The following is a 22,410-nucleotide window of genomic DNA, read 5'->3' on the forward strand; positions in this document are numbered from 1 at the left end:
TCTCCTCTCAAAATTTTTTATTTATCATTTTTACCAAGACTAAAAAATGAATAAAAGGTATCATCTAGTGGTAACAGTATGTCTTCGTTAAACTCTTTGTTATTAAAATCTTCCATCAACAACTTCCATAGTGGTTCTTTCGTTGTCGTCTTAGATCCATAGTCACTAGAGAAAGGGGAGTTGAAAAATAATGAGTGCATACTTTCCAACTCGCTTATACAACCTATATCAGGAAGTGTTGTGCCTCCCATACAAACTCGTCCACTATCATCAACATGAGAGTAGGGGAAGTTAAAGATAGGTGTAGTAGGGGTTAGTTTTCTCTTGCCCTTCACTGCTACGATTCTATCTAAACTAACACTATAGGTACAATTTTCTTTTAATTTTTCCTCCTGTAAACAATACCTAAAGATAAGTCTTGGAAAGCCTACATTAATTTTGTTATTAGAATATTCAATAGTCCATATTTGCTTTGGCACCTCTATATACACATTTATTCCAGAAGTTGTCACTGTGTGTTTTATACAGTTTCTAGGAAGCATAGGACTCTCCGACATATTTTCACTAGCATATGAAAAAACACTTAACAAATCGTCTAATGCCATTTGAAAATTAGTAACACGACCATTTTCTACTTGCCTAACCTCAACATAATCATTTAAATTACGCAACTTCTTCGAGTCTATCGTTATTTCGATTTTCACTCATTTCTACCTCCAATTTCTCGTTAAGCAGTAGAGATTCTTTATGAAGCTCTAACATAACCTCTGTTAGTTCGTGGAAGTTACCAACAAACTCTACTGAAATAGAAATACCTTTATTACTTGGGAGAAGGTTTATGCTTGCAACTTCTTCATAAAATTCTCCTGTGCTTTTATCAATCATTTCTGAAATAAGAGTTTTGTTCATTTTTATTGCTCTCTCTAAGTTAAGATCAGTAATGATAATTACTAATTCACAAGCGCTAACATCATACATTTCTCTAAATTCCTCAGAGTTATTTTGGTAATAATCATATGTCTCAATTTGTTGAAATACACCTTTAATGCCTTCAACAAAAATTTCTAAACTATGCCCTTCATCATATCTATTGATATGTACCATAGGACTAGCAAAATTACTCACGTTTACACCATAGTCATGAAAAAGTTTTAAAGTGTAAAGGTTGCTACAAGACATAATGTAGCTATCTAGGTCATAAACATCCATTTGCATAGATAAACTAGCTCCTCTCAGATGAAAATATCCTCTTCATCTTTTTTGTATTTTTTCTTATGAGACTCTGTCATTGCGTAGAAAACTTTTAAAATGTTGTCATATCTTACTAACAAATTTTCAGGATCAGCAATGAAACATTCTCCACCTTCATCCCAGTGTAGTGGCAGCATGTTAATGACATCTATAGCATCACGAACATCCTTGACAGAGAAGGAATCGAAGTCAATCTCTTTTGTAGGTGTATGAGTCCATATATAATGAATTGCTTTAGCTGTGCCAGAACAATCCTCCACTTCTGCTATCTCTTCATTTTTTACTTCAAAGGGCTTTAGTCCATCTTGAAGTTTTTCAAAGTTTATTCTCATAGAATCCTCCATATAAAAAAGAAGGGGAGTACCCTTCTTTTTTGTTTTATGCAGTACGAACAGGAAGAATTAGTTGTAATTCTTCTTCATCTGGTACTACTACAAACGGTCTCATTTGTCCGTTAAAGCATAATTCCACCTGTTCTTTATCAATGCTTTTAAGTGCGTCTTGAAGGTATTTTACATTGAAAGAAATGGTGAAATCCTCTTCTCCTTCGTAAGCATCGTATGGTATCTCTATTTTTCCTTTCCCTTTTTGCGATTGATTGGTGGATAGATGTGCCGCTCCATTTATATGAAGCTTAACAATCCCACCTTTATTATCGTCGGCAGATAGGGAAAGTCCTTTTAGTATATCTAATCCATCGTATAGCTCTGATCGCTTTATTGTTAGTTTGCTTTTATGCTCTGTTGGGATTAATCGAGAAGTATCTGGATAATTCCCTTCAAGTAATCTTGAGAGGTAAAGAGTATTACCGTTTCTAAAAAGTACTTGTTGCCCGTTGTGGTATAGGTCTACTTCTTCATCTGAGAACACCTTACTAGCGTTATCTAGGCTTTTAGCGGGTATTACCAGCTTAAGCTCTTTGTCTGATTTGGTAGGCTTTGAAACTCGGCTAAGTCGGTGTGAATCTGTACATACCAACCTACAATACCCATTGACAATTTCTAAGCATATTCCTGTCAAAAGTGGTCTTACCTCGCTAGTAGATGCAGAAAATGCTGTCTTCCTAATCAAATCCCTAAATTCATTTCCACTATAAGTAACCGTAGGGCTGCTATTTAGGTGAAAATCGTTAAATTTAGGGTATTCATCTGCGTCCAAAGTGATAATATTGAAGTCACTTTTCCCACTGACGATTTGACAATTAGGTCCTACTGAAGAAACCTGTATTTCCTTCTTAAGTTTCTTTGAAATTTCCACTACATTCTTTGGTAATACCGCTTTTCCTTCAGACAATATAGTCAAATTTTTATCATCTGCAGGTATTGAGTAGCGAATTGTTTCTGTAGCATCTGATCCGGTTAAGACAAGTTTGTCCATTGTTACCTCAAACAGAATACCTTGAAGAATAAGGATGCTATGTTTGGGTGACACCACTTTCATTACTTTGTTTAAACCTTCTAGTAATACTTCTTTGTTAATAGTAAATTGCATAATTTCTCCTCCTAATTTTTAATATAAAAAAGCATGAAGTAGCTTTTTAGCTAGTTCATGCTTCGACTCTTTAAGCAGTTCGCACTTGAGCTTCTTGGCGAATCATACTAATAATTTGTTCAACATCCTCTTTTTTGACTTTAAAGAATAAGTCTGGAATGCCTTGAAGAGGTACTTTAAGGACAATCTGACAATAATTCAATAGCTGGTCTGCAGTAAGTTTGTTTTGTTTTGCGCATGCAATCAAAGCTGCTACAGGTTTGAGTACCCAGTAATAACTTTGTAACTCGTTTTCTGATGCGCTGTTTAAATCTCTGGATTTAGTTCCCGGATTAGCCTTTAAGAAAAGAGGGAATTTTGCTTCGAGCGGCATATCAATAATTCTTTCTTGATCTGCAATAGCTCGAAGTGCATCTTTCTTGTTAAATGGTTTTACATTTGAATTCCCGACACTAGATGTCTGTTGATTTGTGTCTCTCTGGTTTGATACATTGCCTTGTATAGGGCCGTTTCCACCTTGAACAGGAGCTTTTTGTTTAGGGGCAGTTGTTTTAGCACCTACTGGCAATGCCCAATTAGGTAGTTCTGGGTTTATCCAGTATCCAGTAATATTTTGCTTCTTATCATTGAGATAATTTTCACCTTTTTGGTTAGTTCGATTTTGATGAACATCCACCCAAACTTCAGTAAGATCATACAAATAACGACCAATACCAAATTGAACAGCTGCACGTTTCATCGAACTACTAATTGCACCCTTAGTAGGTTCAATGTTTGTAAGATCAGCACCGTCCCATTTTGTAGTTTTATTACCGTTAATATTAACAGTAATCCCACATAGAACACCGCCATGAATCTCTTTGAAATTATTTTCCCAACCAAACGGACCAAAGATTGCATCTAAACGCTCCATAATAGCTCTGTTTTGAACATAAGGAACAACAATAGCTTTAGGGCCATTGTTAGTATTAAAGCACCTTTGAACTCTCCATTCGATGTCCTTCTCAGGAAACGGATCTTTCAACTTATCTTGCAATTCATAGATTGAAAGAAGCGGCCCCTCCGTACAATTTATTCCGTTTTTTGTCATGCTAAACACTCCTTCTAAAGGTTTTATTCAATTACATTTTTTTTGCGTCAACAAAAAAAGCCCTTGGGTTGTTTAGTATTCATACATAGCGTATGACCAAACAGCCCAAAGGCTTTATATATAGTGAGAGAATACCCGCTGACGTAAACCGTCGCAAAAAATATAGAAAATAATTGAATATAAGGTTATTATAACGAAAGGTACAAAAAAATAAAATACATATTACCTAGAATGTTCAAGAAATTGAAAAAATGTGGTATTATGAAGAAAATATTATACTTAAGCAATTACTGCTCATATTTCTCGTTGGGAGAAGTGTGAGTTTTTTTGTTTTTAAGGAGGTTATTTTTCATGAATCCTATGAAATTAGAACAAATAACTATCGAAACTGATGTAGAACGATTAATACTATTAAGAAAAAAACTTGAGAAAAAACAATATGAGTTTGCCAGAGAGCTTGGGATCAGCACGAATTACCTGGTAGCAGTAGAAAACTACCGGTTACCATTTTCAAACAAGCTTAAGAGGAAAGTAGATCGTTATCTAAATAACTTAGAAATGGAGAAAGTTATGCATGACTCAAGTGCTTGTTTATTTAAATAATCAAATAGAATTGCAGAAAGTTCTAGATTCTTTCAAAGCAGCACAAGTGAATGATGGAGATATTGACATTGTCGTAGCAAACTCAAAAGAAGAATTCCTTACTTTTTGCCAAAAGGATCCGTACCATTATTATGTTATTGATAATGAGGAATATTTACCTTTGCTTAGTGAGAAAGATGGGGTAGCTTTACTTTGTTTCGGGAGCGGTAAGCAGTTCAATAGAGAAGAGAGAAAAATCAGGTTTGCTAATGTGTATGAATTAACAAAGTGGTTAATGAACTTACGAAGCTTATCCGTTAAAAGTCCAGTCCAACGTAAGAAAAAGGCAACCAAAAAAAACACTAAAAATACAAAGGATTTATTCAATGATTCTAAGGTCGATAATGATTCTGTAGAAAGCTCAAAACTTAAAGAAAAAGAGACTGTAACAGAGGTATCAAAAGGGGAAGAACCTGAACCTATACTACCAGATCATAGCTATAATAATGACTACCTAGATGAAAATGATATGGAAGTTTCGACTATTGCTGAACAAATAGATATAGAGGACCAAAAGGAAAGAATAGCCTTTAGAGCAAAAGAGATTAGAAAGAAGATATTCCACGGTGTAAGCTGGGATGATAATAAAACAATTGGGGTGTGGTCTCCACTACATAGAGTGGGTGTAACGACATTTCTAATAAATTACGCAATTTTTTTAGGCTCACAAAAGATACAATGTGCAGTAATTGAAGCATTGAATGAAAATCACCTCTTAAAAACAGTGCTAAAAAGATACAATGAACCTCCTGAATTGTGGACTTCATATGCAACAGCACTACACAATCCTGATGAAGATATGGATAAAGTTACTTGGACTTATAAAAATGTATTTTGGCTACCATTAGATTCAAAGGATATACATTATAATTGGGATGAAGACAATTTGTATCACTACTACAACAATGCTAATTACTTCGATACTCTCCTTGTAGATTTACCTACAGGAAAGATGGCGGAATTTACACTCCAAACCCTAAACCATCTAAAGGAATTATGGGTGATTGTCGATGATTCATACCATCAATTAGAAGCCTGGAAAAATTATATTCATAATCTTGCCGAAACACACAACATTAAAGTGTATCTTATTTTTAATAAAGAATTTGAATTTAGCCAAGCGAACAGACTCGCTGAGGAATTAGAACTTCCTTTGCTCGCTGCACTTCCTCCGCTACAGGAAGAAATTATGAGGAACGCCTATGAAAACAAACCTATTATCGAACAAAAATATGTATTGGAGCAACTGATTAATCCATTTACGGAAATAACCAAACATCTAATAGGTAGTGAGTTTCTATATATAAAAGCTAATGAATCCTTCCTTAGTAGGAGTCTGACAAGATTTCAGAAAGCGTTGCAGACCAAAAAGAAGCATGGTATTATTTGATTAATCAGTTATTTATTGCTTTTTTATGCGACACTTTTAGTCAGCGGAAACCAATATAAAAATACGAGCGGTCTTTGGATCATAGTTTAAGTGACTTATAGTTACTAATAAACTATCTTCCATTGACCGCTTTTTATTTGAGAGAGAGGTGAATTGGAGATGAATTTAGAAGGTAAATTACGCGAAATTAAGAAAGTGCTCATGAGTGGTAATACAATTAGAATCGGTCCCCATACAAAGGATCAACTTATGAAACGAGGTTATACAAGAAGAGACATTTTATGGTGTATTTTCAATGGAAGAATTACAGAGGTCCAAAAAGGCATGAATTATCATGTAGAAAGAATTTGTCCCACTTATGTTATTGCTGGTAGAGACTATTTTGAAAATCCTATTGCAGTCGTTATTTCTGATGAAGGCAATAATACGTTTTCATTAGTTACTACAATGCCACCAACTGACAAAAGACGTTTTAAAGAGACAATTTCTTAATTAAAAAAACCTTTAGAAAGTGTGTGTGAAAAGTATGGCGGTAAATTATAAGTCTTACACATTAAGAAAGACAAGAGTCCCTGGGTGGTTTGAGTTTTATAGAGAACCTTGTCCAATTTGTGGTCACAGCGGAGGATGTATGATTAACAAAGAAGGAGAAGCAGTAGCATGTATTAGAAAAGAAAGTAAAACAGCTTTTTCTAAAAATAGTGCTTGCCCTTCATGGCTACATTTCCTTAAAGGGAATAAAAGAAAACTTGATGTAGCTGCAACTACTGAAGTAGAACAAAACGAAAAGCTAAACAGTTCTAGCTTAAATAAGGTTTATCGTGCACTTCTAGATTCCACAAGCTTAGAAGATAACCACTATGAACATCTCACTTCATCTAAACGAGGGCTATCGGATCAGCAAGTTAGAAATCGTGAATATCGTTCCTTTCCTTCAAAGCCTTGGGAGGTTGTAAAACTTATAGAAGAAGCAACAGGAATAAGTGATTTTACAGGGGTCCCAGGCTTTTATAAAGCAAAAGGTAGATATGGAGAATATTGGACAATCAATGGAAATGACGGAATTCTAATCCCTTTTAGAAATATTAATAATGAAATTGAAGGGTTTCAGATTAGAGTAGACAACCCTCCCAACGATGTAGAAATAAAGCGTGCCAAAGAAGGTTTACATGCTAGGGTAATTAAGCAACCTAATCTAGTGCAGGTTATTTTTGATGGGGAGATCATTCAAGAGGTAGAAATGGAACTAAAGCAAGAGAATACAATCACTTACAATGAAAAGGTGATTGGGTGGGTGAAATTAACAAAAGGAAAACGGTATTTTTGGTTTAGTAGCGCGAACAAGGATTGTGGTACAGGTCCTGGTAATCCCGCTCCTGTTCATGTATCGGTTCCAAGTGACTTATTAAAAAAATGGGAAGTAGGATCTCCATTAAAAGTCAATACTGTTTGGCTTGGTGAAGGTCCATTAAAAGGTGATATTGCAGTTGACCTAATTGTAGACCTGTATGATGAACTGGAGTTACAAGATATTGGTACTACCATCCTTTCTCTACCGGGTGTTGGCTCATGGAGACTAGCAATTCCGCTTCTGGAAAAAATGGGGGTAGAACAGGTCAATATTTGCTTTGATATGGATGCTATTTCTAACCCATATGTAAAGAAGCATCTAATGGAAGCTGCTAAGGAGCTTAAAGCTAAGGGATTCCATGGCAACCTAGTCCTCTGGTCAGAGAAAGAAAACGCTAGTGGAATTGATGATCTATTATTAAAAAGAACCATTGTTCCTCAGATAAAAAGGATTTTCTAAAAAAACTGAAAAAATAAGGGTATTCAAGGAAGCAATTCAATACTGTTGAATTGCTTCTTTATATTTTTAAGAGTAAAGACGATAACATTATAGGGGTGTTTAACATGTTTGAAGTTATTAAGGTGTTTTTTACAGAGTCTGATCAAAATGTATTATTAGCTGCTCTTTTATTTTCTCTTGGATACTTATTAATTTTTATAATAAATGGATTGCGTATGAAGAAAAATAACAAAAGAGAAAGAGAAGGTGAATTTTATCTGTTTTCTAATGGAAAAATAAATGCTTATAATACCGTAATACTTTCCCTTAAGAAGGCGTTGTCTAATCCTTTATGTAACGATAGAAGAAATGACGTAAAAGGGAAATACGAGTTATATGGTTATGAGTTACCAATTGAAGTCTCCACTGATGTAGAAAATTTTATAACAAATGATGTAGATAATCCTTTTGCTGAAAAAAAACGAGAGAAGTTATTAAAAAAGGCGTTACTACAGCTAGAAAAAGAAAAACGAACTCTTCAGCTAATTAATCATAAATTTGTTGAAAAAGAAAAACGTTCCCACACTTGGTCAAGAAAATTCGTAACAGCTACTTCTTGGTTTGTGTTTTACTATCTTTTAATATTTATAATTTTCTTAGCGGGAATAACTTATCTAAATGAAAAGGAAATTATTGAAATTGAAGTTACTAATGATGGAAGCTTCCAGAATCCATTTTTTAATTTTTTTGCTGTTTCAAGCATTACTTTGGCTTTGTTATCAATTGTTATTGTGGTTAGTTTCTCTTTATTTAAAGTAGATAGGATGTTAAAGGGACTTACGAATGTATTAAAAAACAAACCTAACAGTAAGGAAGAATACGTGTTAGAGGGGCAAAATGGTTACTATATTTGTTCAATATGTAAAAAAAGACAATATTTAGAGGAATATGATAAATTTCCAGGCTGCAAATGGGATATTAAACATTCATTCGGAACACTTTTTAAAGATACAACATACGCTTGGAAACAAGAAAAGAAGAAAGGCTAATGGACGCATATCCATTAGCCTTTCTTTTTACTCGGCAGTCCATATTTATTACTGTTATCTAAACACTTTTTCGCTAAATCATTTTGCGCACTTTTCTTCGAATTGGTTGCCACTATAATCAACTCCTGAAACAATATATTTACCTATTAATCTCTCCATTAATTATTGGTTTTATACATTGTAATAACTCCCCCATCCCTCTCATATAGATATGAATAAGTCTAGGACACTTGGACACTGTTCTAAAGTTATTAAACGATAAAAGGGGAGAGTTTTGTGAGGGAAGAGGTATTAAGAAAGCTACCAAGAAAAGATAAGAAAAGAGACGTTCGACCAACAATTTCAACCAAGCTATATATAACTATAGACAGAATTTCCTATATTACTAGAATGCCAATTAAAGATGTAGCGGAAGAATTGTGTGAAAGAGGACTTGATAAGGCAAACGTTATAGATCACCTGGCAAGCTACTTTCAAAGAGCATACTGGCATAAAACTACTTTCTATAATGAGAACCTAAACAATACAAAGTTTTTAGGAGCCAAAGCTATTAAGGGAGAAAAGAAACGCATTAGTGTACGATTTTCTCAAACGTTCCATGAAAGGATATACCACTTAGCTTATGCTCTTGATACTAGTGTATCCAGTGCTACTGGTTTTTTATTATTAGCAGCATGTAAGGATGCCGACATTGTAAATGAAATTGTAGAAAGAAGGATGGAAGACCATCTGGATGAGGTAAGGGTTAAGGAGCTAAAAGAAGTAGTAAAATATATTAATAAAAACAATCCATATTCAGAGGAAGTTTCATTTATGCACCTTATTTCATATTTAATGGACGAATTAATGAAGAGTACAGAAGATACATTTAAAAGAGCAGTTGATAAATGGTTAGAGGGAAGAAAGAAACATCAGTAATACTTCATGGAAAATTTACAAATATTTGTTGATTTTCCCATTATATTTCGCTATATTAATAATGTGTTATATAAACAATTGAATATTTATGGGAACGCCCCACTTAGCATATGAAGGAATGCCATTCTTGCATTCTATTTTCGTATGATAAGTGGGGCTTTTTGTGTTCCCGTAGGTAAAAAAAGTAAAGGTGGAGGTGTACCGATTTGAAATTAGGTACCATTATCAAGTTGGCAGGGATGTCAATAACAAGCTTTTTAACATTTCTTGTAGTTTCTCCTTACTATGCATCAGCAAGTGTAAATGATGCGTTGACAAGGGTAGGGATCAACCCTAATGGAGACTTCAATGACTCCGGGGTGTATGACGATTTAACAAGCATGGTTTACTTCGTTATGGCTCTAGGGGCTTTCTGGATTGTTTTCTGTCTTATCTGGGGTGGTATGACCTTAGCTGGTAGCGGTGGAAACCCTCAAAAAAGAACGGAAGGTTTTATTAAACTGGCATTAGTAGCAGTTGGTGGATGGGTAATTTTAAAAAGTTATGATATTGCCGGCTGGATTGCGGGTCTAGGAACAGCATTCATTATGTAACTTATTATTTTGTAATCTATAAGCGAACCCCTCTAATTTAGAGGGGATTTGTTTTAACGGAAGGTGAAAAAATGAGAAAAGTAACTGTACCAGTGGATATGGCATCTGAACAAAAATCCATACTAGGTATTATTTCCAAAAGACAATTAATCTATTTCATAATTGGTGGATCCATCATCTATTCTTATACTCCTACGGTTTTTAACTTTGTTCCCAATATCTTAATTTCGGTGATTATTTGTTTGATGGCAGCAACTCCAACAGCTGCAGTAGTATTTTTCTTGGCATTTTATAAAGTTGAAAAATACCAATTAAGTTTAGATAAATACTTTTTAATTAAGGCTCAGTATCGAACTCAGCTCGGATGCTGGAGAAAAGGAAGGTAAGTAAAATGAGAGATATTTTAATAATGGCAGTGATAGGAATGGCTATATACGTTTTTGCAAGGGTGATGCTTAAGGAACCAATTCTACCCTGGGGCAAGAAGAAAAATGTCTCTAATACAGCTAGAAAGGTTTCACAGAAAAAGAGTGTTCAAGCGGATATGGATAAGTCCATTCCTTTTGAAGAGTTATTTTCTGACCTATTAGAAATTAAAGACCATATGTTTAGAAAAACCAATAACCAATTTGTATTAGTAGCCAAGGTGGAACCGGTGAATTACTTCTTATTAAGCAATGACGAACAAGAGGCTATAGATATTGCATTTGAAACATGGTTGGCCCAAATAAATTATCCAGTTCAATGGTATTTACAGAACCGTTACATTGACCTAAGTGAACCAATTGAAGAAATGCGAAAGAGTATGAGAACTGAAGATGACCTAGATGTTAATGCTGCCGAATATGGGCAAGCGATGATTGATGATCTCATGAAGTGGCAATCCATATCTCCTCGATATGAAACTAAAAGATTTGCAGTGTTCCAGCATCGAATCGAAGTAAACGATTTAAAAGCAGACAGTGATGAAGAGTTAGAAACAAAAGTTTTAGAAAAAGCATTCGCTGAATTGTATCGACGATTTAATACTGCTAAAGGTGCATTAAGAAAAGCAGGAGTTGAATTAGAACTACTTACCAATGAAGACTTAGGAGAACTCCTATATTACGCATTTAACCGTAGAAAAGCCTTTAAAAACAAATATAAAGACGTTGCCCTTCAAGAGCAACTTTCATTGTATGTAACAGCTGATCAAGATGATAGTCGCATAGAAGCGGTGAAGGAGATGATAGAAAATGGCACTACTGAAAAAGAAGAGTCAAGAGAAAAAGAAGCAAGCTGAGGAACCTAATCTACAGGATCAAATAGATATGAAGCCTTCATTTTGGGATGTAATTGCACCAGAAGGTATGAGCATTAGGCAGGAAGACTACGATTTTGGTGTTATCAAACAGTCTCTAGGTTCAAAAACTTACTTCCGTCCGTTTTATATACCAAAAGACGGTTATCCAAGAAAGCTTCAAACAAATTGGTTGTATTCTTTAACTTCAAGTGGAGAATGTGACGTACTTATTGATGTACATAAGATTCCTAAGTCAGACTCCATCAAAATGCTCCAGAATCAGATAACAATGTTAAAATCCAACCTTAATTTCCAAACTAAAAGAGGCAACATCGACCAGGTTAATGATCTTCAAACTAAAATCTTTGATACAGAACAACTAATGGCCGAAACGCAGTTTTCTGAGAATGACTCTTATCATGTTGCTGTAATGGGGATGCTTTATGCTCAAAGTGAAAAAGAGCTTAATAATTATAGCGAATATGTTGAGGATGAACTCAGCAGTATGTTCTTTAAAGTGACTTCAGCTTGGAGTCGGGTCAAAAAGGGATTCCGGTCGGTATTACCACTTGGTAATAATGAATTAAAGGATGCTCTAAGAAATATTGACCGTAGAGCTCTTAGCACATTCTCCCCATTTATTAGCGGAAGCGGCCGCTTCAACGGAGGAGTTCCTTTAGGTATAAACAAGATCACCGGACAAAAAGAATTTTACAACGCATTTGGTACAAAAGAGATTAGACCGGATAACTATAACATGTTTGTTAGTGGTACTTCAGGAAGCGGTAAATCACTCGCAATTAAGCTTCTTCTGGCTAGAGAGACTACTGGCATGGGAGTTTACACCCGCCTTATTGATGTAGAGGGGGAATTTGTAAAAATTGTTAAACGCTTAGGCGGTATGAACTTAAATATCTCAGAAGAATCCAATATTAGAATTAATCCATTAGCATTGAATGTAACAAATATTCCTCTAGAGGAAGACGATGAAGAGTTAGAAATGCTCGAAGATGGAGATGAAAAAGAGGTATTTGAAAAAGATGGGAAAAAATACATTTCTTTTGTCCCTCTGAGAGAGAAATTAAACGAAGCTTTGGACTTCTTTGACATAGTGTGTCGAGGTAAGAATGGAGAAGAAGGTGGTCTAAATGTTTTCGAAAGAAACTATTTAGAAGCAGCCATCTATCACATTTTTGATGAGTTTGAATTTACAACACACCCATCCTCTTTATATGAAAACTCTGTCCAAGAAATAGACGGTCAAATAATTCAGTCAAGAGCAAGAAAACCAGAACCTACAATAACGGACATTTATAAATATTTACTGAATGTCTATGGAGAAGAGCCAAAGGCAGAAAGGTTAATTGCGGCGATACGCCCATTCTTGCGTGATGGATCTAAACCAATCTTTGATGGACAAACATACCTAGGTAAGAATATGACGCAGGCATTACACAATGCTAGATTAGTAAACTTTAATATTAGTGGAATGGAAGAAGGATTCCTTCGCCCTATCGCCTATCACGTCATTCTCAATTATGTTTGGGAGTATTTTGTTAAGAACGTTGATAACGCCTCAAAGAAGAAAATCGTACTTGCAGACGAAGCTTGGACTCTGGTCGATTCAGAACAAACGGTAGACTTTTTAGAAAAAGTCGCTCGTCGTGCTCGTAAGAGAAACTGTGGCTTAAGGTTAGCATCTCAGGATTTTGTTCGATTCATTGAAAGTAAAAAAGCGAGAGGTATTCTCCAGAACACATACGCTTTTTTCTTTCTTAAGCAAAATAAAATTGATTTGAAAAGCATTGAAGAAAACTTTGACTTATCCGCTGGAGAGCGAGGTATTCTTTTTGGAAATCCCGATAAGGGTGAAGGAATTATTCGATATGGTAAATCCTCCACTTGGTTGAGAACAGATCCTAGTGAAGAAGAGCTTGCTTTTGTAGAGTCCAACCAAGCTGTACTTGATGAATTACTAGAACGAAAGCGGAGACAACGTGACTTTTAGGAGCTGAATAAATGAATAAAATTTTTGACGTCGTTGAAAGTCTTTTCGAATTTTTATGGGAACTTCTAATAGAACCGTTTCTTGGTTTGAAAAAGTTAGACGACTTGATATTCGGAAAAGACACTCTTTGGGGAGAAGAGTTAATATGGAGAACATTTGTAGAATCTGAATTACAATATGCGTATTTCCCTGGCTCTTTTGTTATGACAATAATAGCAGGGTTCCTCATATTAATTGCTGTTATCATTGCCGGAATTCGGATTTCGGGGGCTACGATAAATCCTGCCAGCAGGACAGCTTTAATAGAATTTCTTAAAGATGCGCTAATTGTAGGAATTCTTCTTTCACAACTAGGAACAGTTTACACTTTGATATTTCAATTCAATAGTACAATCGTAGGCATTTTTGAAGGACCTGTCCAAGAAATGCAAACTAATTTTGATTTAGTAAGTGACGGAGTTGGTGCCGCTGGTTCTATTCTTGGCTGGATTGTAATTCAATTAGCGTTGTTAGGGTTGCTGATATGGGCGAACTTTTACTATATGATGCGTAAATTAACCCTTTTAATTTTAATGATACTAGGTCCTGTAATGGTTGCTCTATACCTTTTTCCAAAAACTAAGGCCATTACTGCAGGTTGGTTTAAAGAGCTTGTTGGTAGTGTGCTAGTTCAAAGCATTCATGCTTCAACCATTTGGATAATAGCTGTTATCGCTTCTACACAAAATAGCTATAGTGTAGCTACAGGAGGATTTTCTGTAGCAGCAGTAATCTTATACATTATCTTCATCCCTATTTCAGAGAGTATTCGTAATCTATTTGGCTTAGGAGGAGGTATGCAAGGAGGATTAGCTAAAGCAGGAGCAATGTTTGGAATGGCTGGACTTGCAGGTATGTATGGTTCAGTGAAAGGGGCCTTAGATGGAAAAAGTGTTGGTTCCGCCTTGCAAGGAATGTATAAGGGTGCAAAAGATAGAGTTAAAGGCGAAGGTAGTACTGATAAGGATGTAAAAAGTACCATCGGAGCCAACACTGGTACTGACACTGGAACAACTGCAAAAGCCGATAAAATGTTAAAGGCAGGACAAATACTCGGGAAAACAGGAAAAATGACAGCTGGTATGGCTGGTTCCATTGCAGGTTCAGTTATGGGACCGATGGGAGCTATAGCCATGGGAACCATAGGTGGAGAGTTGGGTGAAAAAGCTGGTGGTCTAGCAGGTCGGATGGGAGCCGCAGGTGCTCAAGGAATTGCGAGCAGGTTAGGTAAAGGGAAGGAAGGGGCGTTAAAAAGCCTGGATAAACAGAAAGAAAAAGACAAAGACAAAGCCATGATTGATTCCCTAACTGAAGATGAATCCACTAAATGGGCCAACGATAATAAAGAAGATTTTATGAAGGATCTGAAGGAGAAGTTTCCCGATGCAACACAAGCCGATTTAGATAAAAGGTGGAATGATGAATTACAACAACGAAGAGGTGGTTTCAGAGAAAAGGCAGAACAAAAGTGGAACAAAGCAAAAGAATCTAACGGGAAATATGCTGATGCCAACAATCTTAAGGAATCACTTAGTAAGGATATGACTAGCGCTTGGGCAGAGCAAAATCAAGATCAGTTCATGGAAGATTTTACAAATAATAACCCTCCCGAAAAACCTTTTGACCAAATGAACGAAGCGGAAAAGGTAGATTATGAAAATAAGAAAATTGATGCTTGGAATAACAGAGTAGGGCAGAAAAAAGCTCAGTTCCAAAAAGCAGGAGAAGATACTGCAAACGCTATGGTAAAAAACCAGGATCATAACCTAGTGAACAAGCAAGACTTCGCCTCCTCTATGGTGGATAAAGCGCTTGGTTTAGAAAAAGAAGATTTAAAGCAATCTATGAATTTAAATAATGATGAAGCCGCTAAAGAGTTTGATTTAACCAAAGATGCCCGTCAGAAAGCATTAGTAAAAATATCTCAAAAATCCTTAAACAGTGTGCCTACAGTGAAAAACACTGAAAACGGCAGCGCTGGGGAACTTGGTAGTGCAATTGCAACAGAGATGACTAATGATTGGGCTGGTAAAAATAAAGATGCATTCCTGAACCAATACGAGAGCAATAATCCTCCAAAAGAAAATATGACACAAGAAGAAAGGGAAGCTTACAACAATAACCGAGAACAGGCTTGGTCAAAGAGAGTAGCTGGCAAAAAAGCGACCTTTGAAAAAGCTGCAACACAAACTATCGCAGAATTTGGCGGGAATTCAGGTTCTGTAGTAAGCAAGGCTGACTTTTCTTCTAAAATGGTGGATAACGCAATGGCACAAGAAAAAGCAGCTTATATTTCTGATAATGCTGACAAACTTGGTGGGGTAGATAAAGCAAAAGCCGCTTTTGAAGCTACTAAGGGAGAAAGACAGCAAGCCTTAATAAAGTCCGCTACCAACTCAGTTGGAAGCGTCAAATCTATATCTTTAGGTAATGTTACTGAGGGGGCAACAGGTAAAGTTATAGCAAATCAATTGTCTCAAGATATGACGAATTCCTGGTCTAGTCAAAATAAAGACCAGTTCATGCAGAATTACGAGTCTGCTAACCCTCCAAATCCTAATATGTCTCCTTCAGAAGCAAAAATTTATGAGGCTGACAAACAAAATTCTTGGAAACAAGTAGTTCAAAGAAAGAAACAACAGTTTTCTCAAGCTGCTAACGAAGTGGTAGCTCAAATGACAAACGGAAATCCTAGTGCAGTAGTAGATAAAAATCAATTTGCTGATGCAATGGTGGATAAAGCCATGAATATTGAAAAAGCAGGCGTAAGCGATATTAGTACAGGTTCAATAGGGTTTGAAATAGATTACGGAAAACAAGCCAGTGAACGAAAAAAAGTTTATGCTAACGCAGCTCAAAGTTCAATAAACGGAGTAGAAAGCGTTCAGATCTTTAATAAGTCTGGGGCAGTAAATTCTAATTTTCTTGCGAGTCAATTAGCAAGTGCCGAAGTAGCAACAGAAAAACAAAGTTTTGTAAATGACGCTCAAAGTAAAGGATTATCAAAGAATGAAGCTATTGTTCAATGGGATAATCAGAACCCTGGCGCATTTGAACAAAAGTATCAAAGGATTAAGCAGAATATACCAAATAAAATTTCTTCTACCGATATCCCACTTATGTCAGAAGGAAAGACAGTGGCTAGATTTGTAGGAGAAGCGTCCGGTATGAACACTGTTCTTCGTACAATGCGTGGAATTGGTCAAGGAGCTGTTAGTGGGTACACTATCGCAGCAGAAACAGGCGAAAATAGAATAGTTCAAGCTGTTAAAGGTTCTTTCTCAGGTGCTGCATCAGGATTTATAAGAGGTGAAAATGCGGTAGAGAAACAACAAAATTGGAAAGATGGAATCTCCTATGCTTCAAGTGTTTTGGGTGGTGTTTCTGGATATCAAGTAGGGGCAAAGATTGCAAACAAGGTTCGCCCTTTTAACAATCAAGTTAAACAAGCCATCTATGAACCATCAGAAGTTATGCAAATGGCGCAGACTACTATAGACGATTTTGGTAATGAAAAAGTAGCTAGCGGGGCTGTAAGAATGGTCACAACAAATAATAGTTCGCATTTAGAAGTAAGGACTAAAACAGGAGAATCAAGAATTGTTTCCCATTACGGTTCTGGTCATAGCGGATTGAAAAAAGGGGAGGTAGTATATCAAGATTTAGATGTACAAAATGACTCTTTCGTTCCAACAAAAGTTAATGGCCAATCCTCTGTCTATAGAGTTGATAGTGGTGGAGGAAAAATCCCTTTAAATGTGGATTTAAACGTTGACCCTAATAGACTATTAGCCAATCGGTTAAATCAAAAATCAGTATCCACTAAGCAAGCACCAATGTATAGTCAACAAGTTGATATGGGCAATTTTCACTTGGATGATGCCATGGAAAAAGGATTCAAGAATGTACATGTAGTTGTAGAAAGAGGAAAAAGTTATATTGCTGGTAAACAAGGGGATCAAACTTATCGAATATCACCTATTTACTCTGGTGATACCAGAATTCCGGATGGGAAAACCTACAATGTGAATTGTGATGTAGTGAATAACAAGTTGGTAAAAGGCACGACTGTACTTGAAAATTCTTCAAGCCTAGGTCAACAACAAACAGTCGAGGTTGATTATACATCTTCTCTGGACCCTAATATGATGTTACCCATCAAGCCAAACAAACGTTTAGAAAATAGAAGGAATAATGAACAGTTCAGAAGAAAGCAAGGATTGTTGGGGTGATTGAATGGAACAAAGAGAGTTGGAAGAACAACATCAATCTAATCCTGTAAAAGAGGCAGCCGCTAACCAAATAAAGAAAAAAGGTCGCAAGCTTGCAGCTAAAGCACTTAAAAAAGGTGCGAAACTTGCGGCCAAAGCTGCTGCTAAAGGTATTGCGGCTCTAGTTAAAGTACTATTGTCTTTAGCAGCAATAATTGGAATACCACTTCTTATTAAAATCACTATTATCATTTCATTAATATTAATTGTTATGTTAGTTAGCGTGTTTCTACTAGGTGGCTTAGGTTCGGATTCAGAACTAGATGGTGATTATAGAATTCTGAATGAGTATATTATCGAACAAGCAAACAACACGGTCGATATGTCTAAACCCGAACAGGCACGTTACAAGGTTCCAGAAGGCTTAGTAGCAGCTGTAATACAAATTGACGGGTTATCCGAAGAAAGTAATATAAACAATTACAAAGACCTTATTAAGAGAATGACTACATCTTTAAAGCCGGAGTTCACCTACGAAAGTTTCAATGAATATGAAGAGATTGAAACAACTGTTTGTGAGGATGGGGTTTGTGGTTCACCTTCTCTAGAGAAGATAGACCATTGGGTAAGCAAACTAACTTTTGCTGATTATTGGAATGGCTTTACATCAATACAACATGATCCTTACTTAACTAACTGGACAACAAGAGAAGAAATTAGTTATAGAACAGAAACACATACAGAAATGCAAGAAGTGACAAGAACTATAACCAAAACAAAAACTGAATATAGACTAGAATTAGTTAAGAAAACTCGACAAGAAGCCTATGAAGAATGGGAATCCTCTCCCTATATAGATGATTACGGAAATCTGGCTTGTTGTATTTACAAAAAAGTAACAAAATATAAAACAGTAGAATATTACGAGGAAGAGCTAGTTCCTTATGAAGTTGAATACGAAGAAGAAATAACTGTTGAAGAAGAAGTAGAGGTTGAGGTGATAATAGAAATAAAGACTATTATTCGTACCAGAAGACAGTTATTCAACTCCACAGAAAATGAAACAGAAGACTATACCACCTTTGATAATATATTAAATAGTTATAACATGGGGGAAAAAGACAAGCAGTTAATAGACGGGTTATATGAACTTGTAGGTGGATTAAGTAATTATACACAATGGCTAGAAGGATATAGTGGTGGCTCATGGGGCGGAGGTTTCAATGGGAATATAATTCCTGGCGATAATGTCCCTCCTCAGTACATGCCAATATATTTATCTGCAGAAGCGGCTTTTGGAGTAGATTGGTATGTCATAGCAGCTTTACACTATGTAGAAACAGGTTATTCTACCCACCCAACTATGATTAGTAACATGGGGGCTGTTGGACATTTTCAGTTCTTAAAAAGAACGTGGGTTGGTTGGAGCTTTAGTGGGAATATAACAGACACCATCCTAGTTAGTTTAGATCATATTACTCGACACAGGGGATTTGGAACTGATGCAAATGATGATAAGAAAGCAGATCCTTGGGATTTAGAAGATGCTGCGTTTTCTGCAGCAAGATACCTTGCGCACTCTGGATACAAAACTGACCCACGCAAATCAATTTTTGAGTATAACCGAGCTGATTGGTATGTCGATAAGGTCTTAACTAAGGCAGAAGAAATAAGAGTACAAGCAACTTACGAGCCAGATTCAGGGATGCCTCCTATTACGCCTGGTCATTATATGGCTCCTACTACAGGTCCGATAACTTCTGGCTATGGCGAAAGATGGGGGACAAACCATAATGGGATAGATATTGGTAGAAAAATAAATGGGAAAGATAGAAGTAATGTGCCTGTAGTATCAATTGGAGATGGGACAGTAATAAGCTCTTACTATTCCAATTCTTATGGAAACTGTATAATAGTTAGACATAATTTTGATGGAGTACAATATGAATCGCTATATGCCCATCTAGAAAATAGAGCTGTAACTCAGGGACAGACAGTTAAGAAAGGGGCATTCCTCGGATATATGGGAAATACAGGGTTTTCTACGGGCCCGCATCTACATTTTGAACTTCACCAACCCGCTTGGAATGGAAATAAGACAGGGGCATTTAATCCTTTATCAAATAATAAAGGGATAATCATTAGTATCCCTGGGTCGTAGAAGGGAGTGTGTATATGAATCTAAAACAACTTTTTCTAATATGTTTTTTATGTATAGTTTTCCTAGCTGTTGTAGGGGGATATACTTATAAATATTTTAATCCAGAAGAAGTAAAATATAAAGAAATTAGTAGTGACGAAGCAGTCGATACTATTAACAATCTACGTAATCAAATAGAAAAGGTAGAGGTAGCTTCAATGTCCTGGATAAGTGGTGTCGACGATAATTCCGACATAGGATACTTAACAGAAGTAGATGAAGAAATTTTAGCTGCTAATGCCAATCCAGAAGAAGCAATTAAATATTTATTGGGCAGTCTTCAAATGGAAGATCCGGATGCATTTTCTCAAGCGTTTGAACCATCTATTTTTTCTAATGCAATATTTGAACACCCAAACGATGATAAGTACGAAGCTTTGCTGGAAATTATGAATGATTTATCTAGGGGCAATACTCTTGTATCTGGTGAGATACTTACAAAGGACTACTCTTTTAGTGTAAAGAACTTTGATAATACGACAGTAATATTAGAATATAAAGATGGAAATAAAGTAAACATAGAAATCTCTTTAGCATTTCAAACGTATAATCATGGTCAGAATGCAAAGGGAATTGTCTTTATTTCAACATCTCCAAACGAAATTATAAGACAGATAAAAGATCAAGTATAAAGAAAAGAAAGAGCCATACATTAATTATGGCTCTTTCCTGTTAAGTTTATAAACTCATCAAACGTAAGGTGTTTTCTTATAGTTTTGTATGAGGGCAGCGAATTCTTCTTAGCATATTCATTCCAATTAAGTTGGTTTAGATAACTATTAGGGTGCTCTTTTAATAGACTTATTATTTCATCTTTCTGATATGACTTAGGCGCAGGTCTAGGAGTAGTTTTAACCCCAATTGTTTCTTGCGCTAGTTTCCAACTACTAAAATGATTAATAATTGTCCTACTAGAAGGCAAATCTTCTTTCAAAGCATATTCATCCCACTCTAGAGCAGTTGTTAGATAATTGCTATGCTCGTGCAGTAGCCTTTTCATTTCGTCTTCATTTAGAGTTACTCTTCTTCTAGTACTTACCCCCAGTAGTTCTTTTACTTTACGCCAGCTCCCTACACTTTTTATTAAATAGTAAGAGGATGGCAGGCCATGTATTTTTGCATACTGATCCCATTCACTTCTACTGGTTAGCTTATCTTGATGTTGTTTTAATTTATGAAGGTAGTTTAAGTCCAATGCTTTTTAACTCCTTATTCAAATCATTATAGATTAAGCTCGCCATTTCATGATTATGAGCTCTATATAGCCTAATTACTTCTAAGGGTTCTTTCTCAAAAATCGCCATTTCTTTCTTACCAGATATATGATCAATTAAATCATTATATTCTTTTAAATAGACTAAAGAGTGGTGTACTAAATGATGTTTTAAATGTATATTGTTAGAAATCCCGCTAAAAAACTTTTCAAGTTCAGGTTCTTTACTTAAGTCCTTTTCCACAATTAGGGTTAATTTATTGCTATATATCGTATCGGGATATTCTTTCAGGATTAATAAACTGTCTTCTCCTGGAGATTGAAAAACTACTTCATATCCAGTAAAACCATATACATCTTTATAACCTTCTGCACTCCATTCTGGCTTGTAATAAGTTTGCTCACTAGTGGCGTTAGTTTGCCAACCGTATAGCTTACAGCAGGAGGATTCTTTAAAATAAAGAGGTGAAGGTAATAATATATACATTTTATTTTCTTCTGCTGAATGCCCCATGAGAAACGATTTATCACCGACAATAAACAGTCTGTTTAAGTAATCTTTCGCTTCTTCAACAGATAAAATACGTTGGATGTTTTTTTGAAGGTACGCTCTTTTTTGGTCACTGCTGTATAAATTTTTTTCTTTAGCTGCTCTGCGTTCAGTTGCTCTTTCTCTTATGAACTTTCTGGGTGACTTTATAAATAAGAATAAGACTATCAGTATATAAAGAGGCAACCCTAGAACAGTTAAAACAATTTTTTTAATCAAATTATCATCATTTTCACCTGTAATATAATTGCTAATTAAGATCAAACCTAGCAAGATTACCATACCTACGACAAAGATTATGAATAGACAAACGACTAAATAGAAAAAACCTGCTAAAATCAGTAGAGGAGTTAATTCAGCATTAACTAATCCTAAGCTATCTAAAAATTTAACTATACCCAACATATCAAGTACAGCATATATTTTATCCCAAAACATTACTGATAATATTACTGCTACAACACCCATAAGACCCGCTAAGCCTGCAGCTCTTCCGCGGTCATAGTTAAGCTTTGCATCCCAGAACCATAATAAATCTCTTAACATGCAATTCACCTCGACTTTTAAATAATTCATAATGTATTACTTTTCTCCATTATATTCTAATATTTTCTAACGGTCAATTGTTTTTAAGGGAATGTTTCATTATAATAATAGGGAACTATCAATCTAAAAATATACTAGTTATGGGAGT

General features: G+C 35.6%; 20 protein-coding genes. 13 read left to right on the forward strand and 7 right to left on the reverse strand.

Translation table 11 applies throughout. The annotated features are described in order from the left end of the window. Positions 1–17: 17 nt before the first annotated feature. The 5 genes from K7887_RS22675 to K7887_RS22695 all read right to left on the reverse strand — a co-directional run bounded on the left by K7887_RS22675 (position 18) and on the right by K7887_RS22695 (position 3,832). Positions 18–704: a prokaryotic E2 ligase family D protein gene (locus K7887_RS22675; protein ID WP_223493878.1), complete on the reverse strand. Its 687-nt coding sequence runs from the start codon at positions 702–704 to the stop codon at positions 18–20. After that, positions 664–1,215, reverse strand: a complete 552-nt coding sequence (locus K7887_RS22680; protein WP_223493880.1) for a hypothetical protein — start codon at positions 1,213–1,215, stop codon at positions 664–666. Before K7887_RS22680 ends, K7887_RS22675 begins: the two co-directional genes overlap by 41 nt. A gap of 17 nt (positions 1,216–1,232) precedes the next feature. After that, entirely contained in the window at positions 1,233–1,583 is a 351-nt protein-coding gene (locus K7887_RS22685) for a hypothetical protein (RefSeq protein ID WP_223493882.1), read from the reverse strand. A 46-nt stretch (positions 1,584–1,629) separates the two neighbouring features. Continuing rightward, positions 1,630–2,742 (reverse strand): DNA polymerase III subunit beta, encoded by a 1,113-nt coding sequence (dnaN, locus tag K7887_RS22690; protein ID WP_223493884.1) that lies wholly within the window; start codon positions 2,740–2,742, stop codon positions 1,630–1,632. Positions 2,743–2,812: 70 nt separating this feature from the next. Continuing rightward, positions 2,813–3,832, reverse strand: a complete 1,020-nt coding sequence (locus K7887_RS22695) for a Rad52/Rad22 family DNA repair protein (RefSeq protein ID WP_223493895.1) — start codon at positions 3,830–3,832, stop codon at positions 2,813–2,815. A gap of 351 nt (positions 3,833–4,183) precedes the next feature. Between K7887_RS22695 and K7887_RS22700 the strand changes: the two genes are divergently transcribed. From K7887_RS22700 to K7887_RS22760, 13 genes are all read left to right on the forward strand, one after another. Continuing rightward, positions 4,184–4,435 (forward strand): helix-turn-helix domain-containing protein, encoded by a 252-nt coding sequence (locus K7887_RS22700; protein ID WP_223493896.1) that lies wholly within the window; start codon positions 4,184–4,186, stop codon positions 4,433–4,435. Then, a complete protein-coding gene (locus tag K7887_RS22705) occupies positions 4,407–5,864 on the forward strand; it encodes a hypothetical protein (RefSeq protein WP_223493897.1) in 1,458 nt (485 codons plus the stop codon). Before K7887_RS22700 ends, K7887_RS22705 begins: the two co-directional genes overlap by 29 nt. A 159-nt stretch (positions 5,865–6,023) precedes the next feature. Beyond that, positions 6,024–6,356, forward strand: coding sequence for a DUF4258 domain-containing protein (locus K7887_RS22710; protein WP_223493898.1), 333 nt, complete (start codon positions 6,024–6,026; stop codon positions 6,354–6,356). Positions 6,357–6,495: 139 nt separating this feature from the next. Then, entirely contained in the window at positions 6,496–7,674 is a 1,179-nt protein-coding gene (locus K7887_RS22715) for a DUF3854 domain-containing protein (RefSeq protein WP_223493899.1), read from the forward strand. Positions 7,675–7,778: 104 nt separating this feature from the next. Beyond that, the gene (locus K7887_RS22720; RefSeq protein ID WP_223493900.1) at positions 7,779–8,702 is read left to right on the forward strand and encodes a hypothetical protein; all 924 of its coding nucleotides are present in this window, start codon (positions 7,779–7,781) and stop codon (positions 8,700–8,702) included. A gap of 276 nt (positions 8,703–8,978) precedes the next feature. Next, positions 8,979–9,620 (forward strand): hypothetical protein, encoded by a 642-nt coding sequence (locus K7887_RS22725; RefSeq protein WP_223493901.1) that lies wholly within the window; start codon positions 8,979–8,981, stop codon positions 9,618–9,620. 206 nt (positions 9,621–9,826) lie between these two features. After that, entirely contained in the window at positions 9,827–10,213 is a 387-nt protein-coding gene (locus tag K7887_RS22730; RefSeq protein WP_223493902.1) for a hypothetical protein, read from the forward strand. A 71-nt stretch (positions 10,214–10,284) separates the two neighbouring features. Further along, complete coding sequence (locus tag K7887_RS22735) at positions 10,285–10,599, forward strand: PrgI family protein (protein WP_223493909.1); 315 nt, start codon at positions 10,285–10,287, stop codon at positions 10,597–10,599. Between the two features lie 23 nt (positions 10,600–10,622). After that, positions 10,623–11,495 (forward strand): TraC-like domain-containing protein, encoded by an 873-nt coding sequence (locus K7887_RS22740; RefSeq protein ID WP_223493911.1) that lies wholly within the window; start codon positions 10,623–10,625, stop codon positions 11,493–11,495. Continuing rightward, positions 11,449–13,503 (forward strand): VirB4 family type IV secretion system protein, encoded by a 2,055-nt coding sequence (locus tag K7887_RS22745; protein WP_223493926.1) that lies wholly within the window; start codon positions 11,449–11,451, stop codon positions 13,501–13,503. Before K7887_RS22740 ends, K7887_RS22745 begins: the two co-directional genes overlap by 47 nt. Positions 13,504–13,514: 11 nt before the next feature. Then, positions 13,515–17,774, forward strand: a complete 4,260-nt coding sequence (locus K7887_RS22750) for a TrbL/VirB6 family protein (RefSeq protein ID WP_223493927.1) — start codon at positions 13,515–13,517, stop codon at positions 17,772–17,774. Positions 17,775–17,778: 4 nt separating this feature from the next. Further along, entirely contained in the window at positions 17,779–19,914 is a 2,136-nt protein-coding gene (locus K7887_RS22755) for a peptidoglycan DD-metalloendopeptidase family protein (RefSeq protein WP_223493928.1), read from the forward strand. A 14-nt stretch (positions 19,915–19,928) separates the two neighbouring features. Beyond that, positions 19,929–20,585 (forward strand): hypothetical protein, encoded by a 657-nt coding sequence (locus K7887_RS22760; RefSeq protein WP_223493929.1) that lies wholly within the window; start codon positions 19,929–19,931, stop codon positions 20,583–20,585. 20 nt (positions 20,586–20,605) lie between these two features. Here K7887_RS22760 and K7887_RS22765 read toward each other — a convergent pair whose 3' ends face one another. Both K7887_RS22765 and K7887_RS22770 read right to left on the reverse strand, forming a co-directional pair. After that, complete coding sequence (locus tag K7887_RS22765) at positions 20,606–21,148, reverse strand: hypothetical protein (RefSeq protein ID WP_223493930.1); 543 nt, start codon at positions 21,146–21,148, stop codon at positions 20,606–20,608. Next, positions 21,126–22,262, reverse strand: a complete 1,137-nt coding sequence (locus tag K7887_RS22770) for a hypothetical protein (protein WP_223493931.1) — start codon at positions 22,260–22,262, stop codon at positions 21,126–21,128. The genes K7887_RS22765 and K7887_RS22770 overlap by 23 nt, the downstream gene beginning before the upstream one ends. Between the last annotated feature and the right edge of the window lie 148 nt (positions 22,263–22,410).

It is taken from the genome of Sutcliffiella horikoshii (assembly GCF_019931755.1).
Classification (GTDB): Bacteria; Bacillota; Bacilli; order Bacillales; family Bacillaceae_I; genus Sutcliffiella_A; species Sutcliffiella_A horikoshii_E.

Bases quoted from the DNA above. Each gene is read 5' to 3' on its own strand.
- K7887_RS22715 (WP_223493899.1), top strand. From the start codon at position 6,496: ATGATTAACAAAGAAGGAGAAGCAGTAGCATGTATTAGAAAAGAAAGT.
- K7887_RS22750 (WP_223493927.1), top strand. From the start codon at position 13,515: ATGAATAAAATTTTTGACGTCGTTGAAAGTCTTTTCGAATTTTTATGG.
- K7887_RS22740 (WP_223493911.1), top strand. From the start codon at position 10,623: ATGGCAGTGATAGGAATGGCTATATACGTTTTTGCAAGGGTGATGCTT.
- K7887_RS22770 (WP_223493931.1), bottom strand. From the start codon at position 22,262: ATGTTAAGAGATTTATTATGGTTCTGGGATGCAAAGCTTAACTATGAC.
- dnaN (WP_223493884.1), bottom strand. From the start codon at position 2,742: ATGCAATTTACTATTAACAAAGAAGTATTACTAGAAGGTTTAAACAAA.
- K7887_RS22745 (WP_223493926.1), top strand. From the start codon at position 11,449: ATGGCACTACTGAAAAAGAAGAGTCAAGAGAAAAAGAAGCAAGCTGAG.
- K7887_RS22760 (WP_223493929.1), top strand. From the start codon at position 19,929: ATGAATCTAAAACAACTTTTTCTAATATGTTTTTTATGTATAGTTTTC.
- K7887_RS22685 (WP_223493882.1), bottom strand. From the start codon at position 1,583: ATGAGAATAAACTTTGAAAAACTTCAAGATGGACTAAAGCCCTTTGAA.
- K7887_RS22735 (WP_223493909.1), top strand. From the start codon at position 10,285: ATGAGAAAAGTAACTGTACCAGTGGATATGGCATCTGAACAAAAATCC.
- K7887_RS22710 (WP_223493898.1), top strand. From the start codon at position 6,024: ATGAATTTAGAAGGTAAATTACGCGAAATTAAGAAAGTGCTCATGAGT.
- K7887_RS22720 (WP_223493900.1), top strand. From the start codon at position 7,779: ATGTTTGAAGTTATTAAGGTGTTTTTTACAGAGTCTGATCAAAATGTA.
- K7887_RS22680 (WP_223493880.1), bottom strand. From the start codon at position 1,215: ATGCAAATGGATGTTTATGACCTAGATAGCTACATTATGTCTTGTAGC.
- K7887_RS22695 (WP_223493895.1), bottom strand. From the start codon at position 3,832: ATGACAAAAAACGGAATAAATTGTACGGAGGGGCCGCTTCTTTCAATC.
- K7887_RS22700 (WP_223493896.1), top strand. From the start codon at position 4,184: ATGAATCCTATGAAATTAGAACAAATAACTATCGAAACTGATGTAGAA.
- K7887_RS22755 (WP_223493928.1), top strand. From the start codon at position 17,779: ATGGAACAAAGAGAGTTGGAAGAACAACATCAATCTAATCCTGTAAAA.
- K7887_RS22705 (WP_223493897.1), top strand. From the start codon at position 4,407: ATGACTCAAGTGCTTGTTTATTTAAATAATCAAATAGAATTGCAGAAA.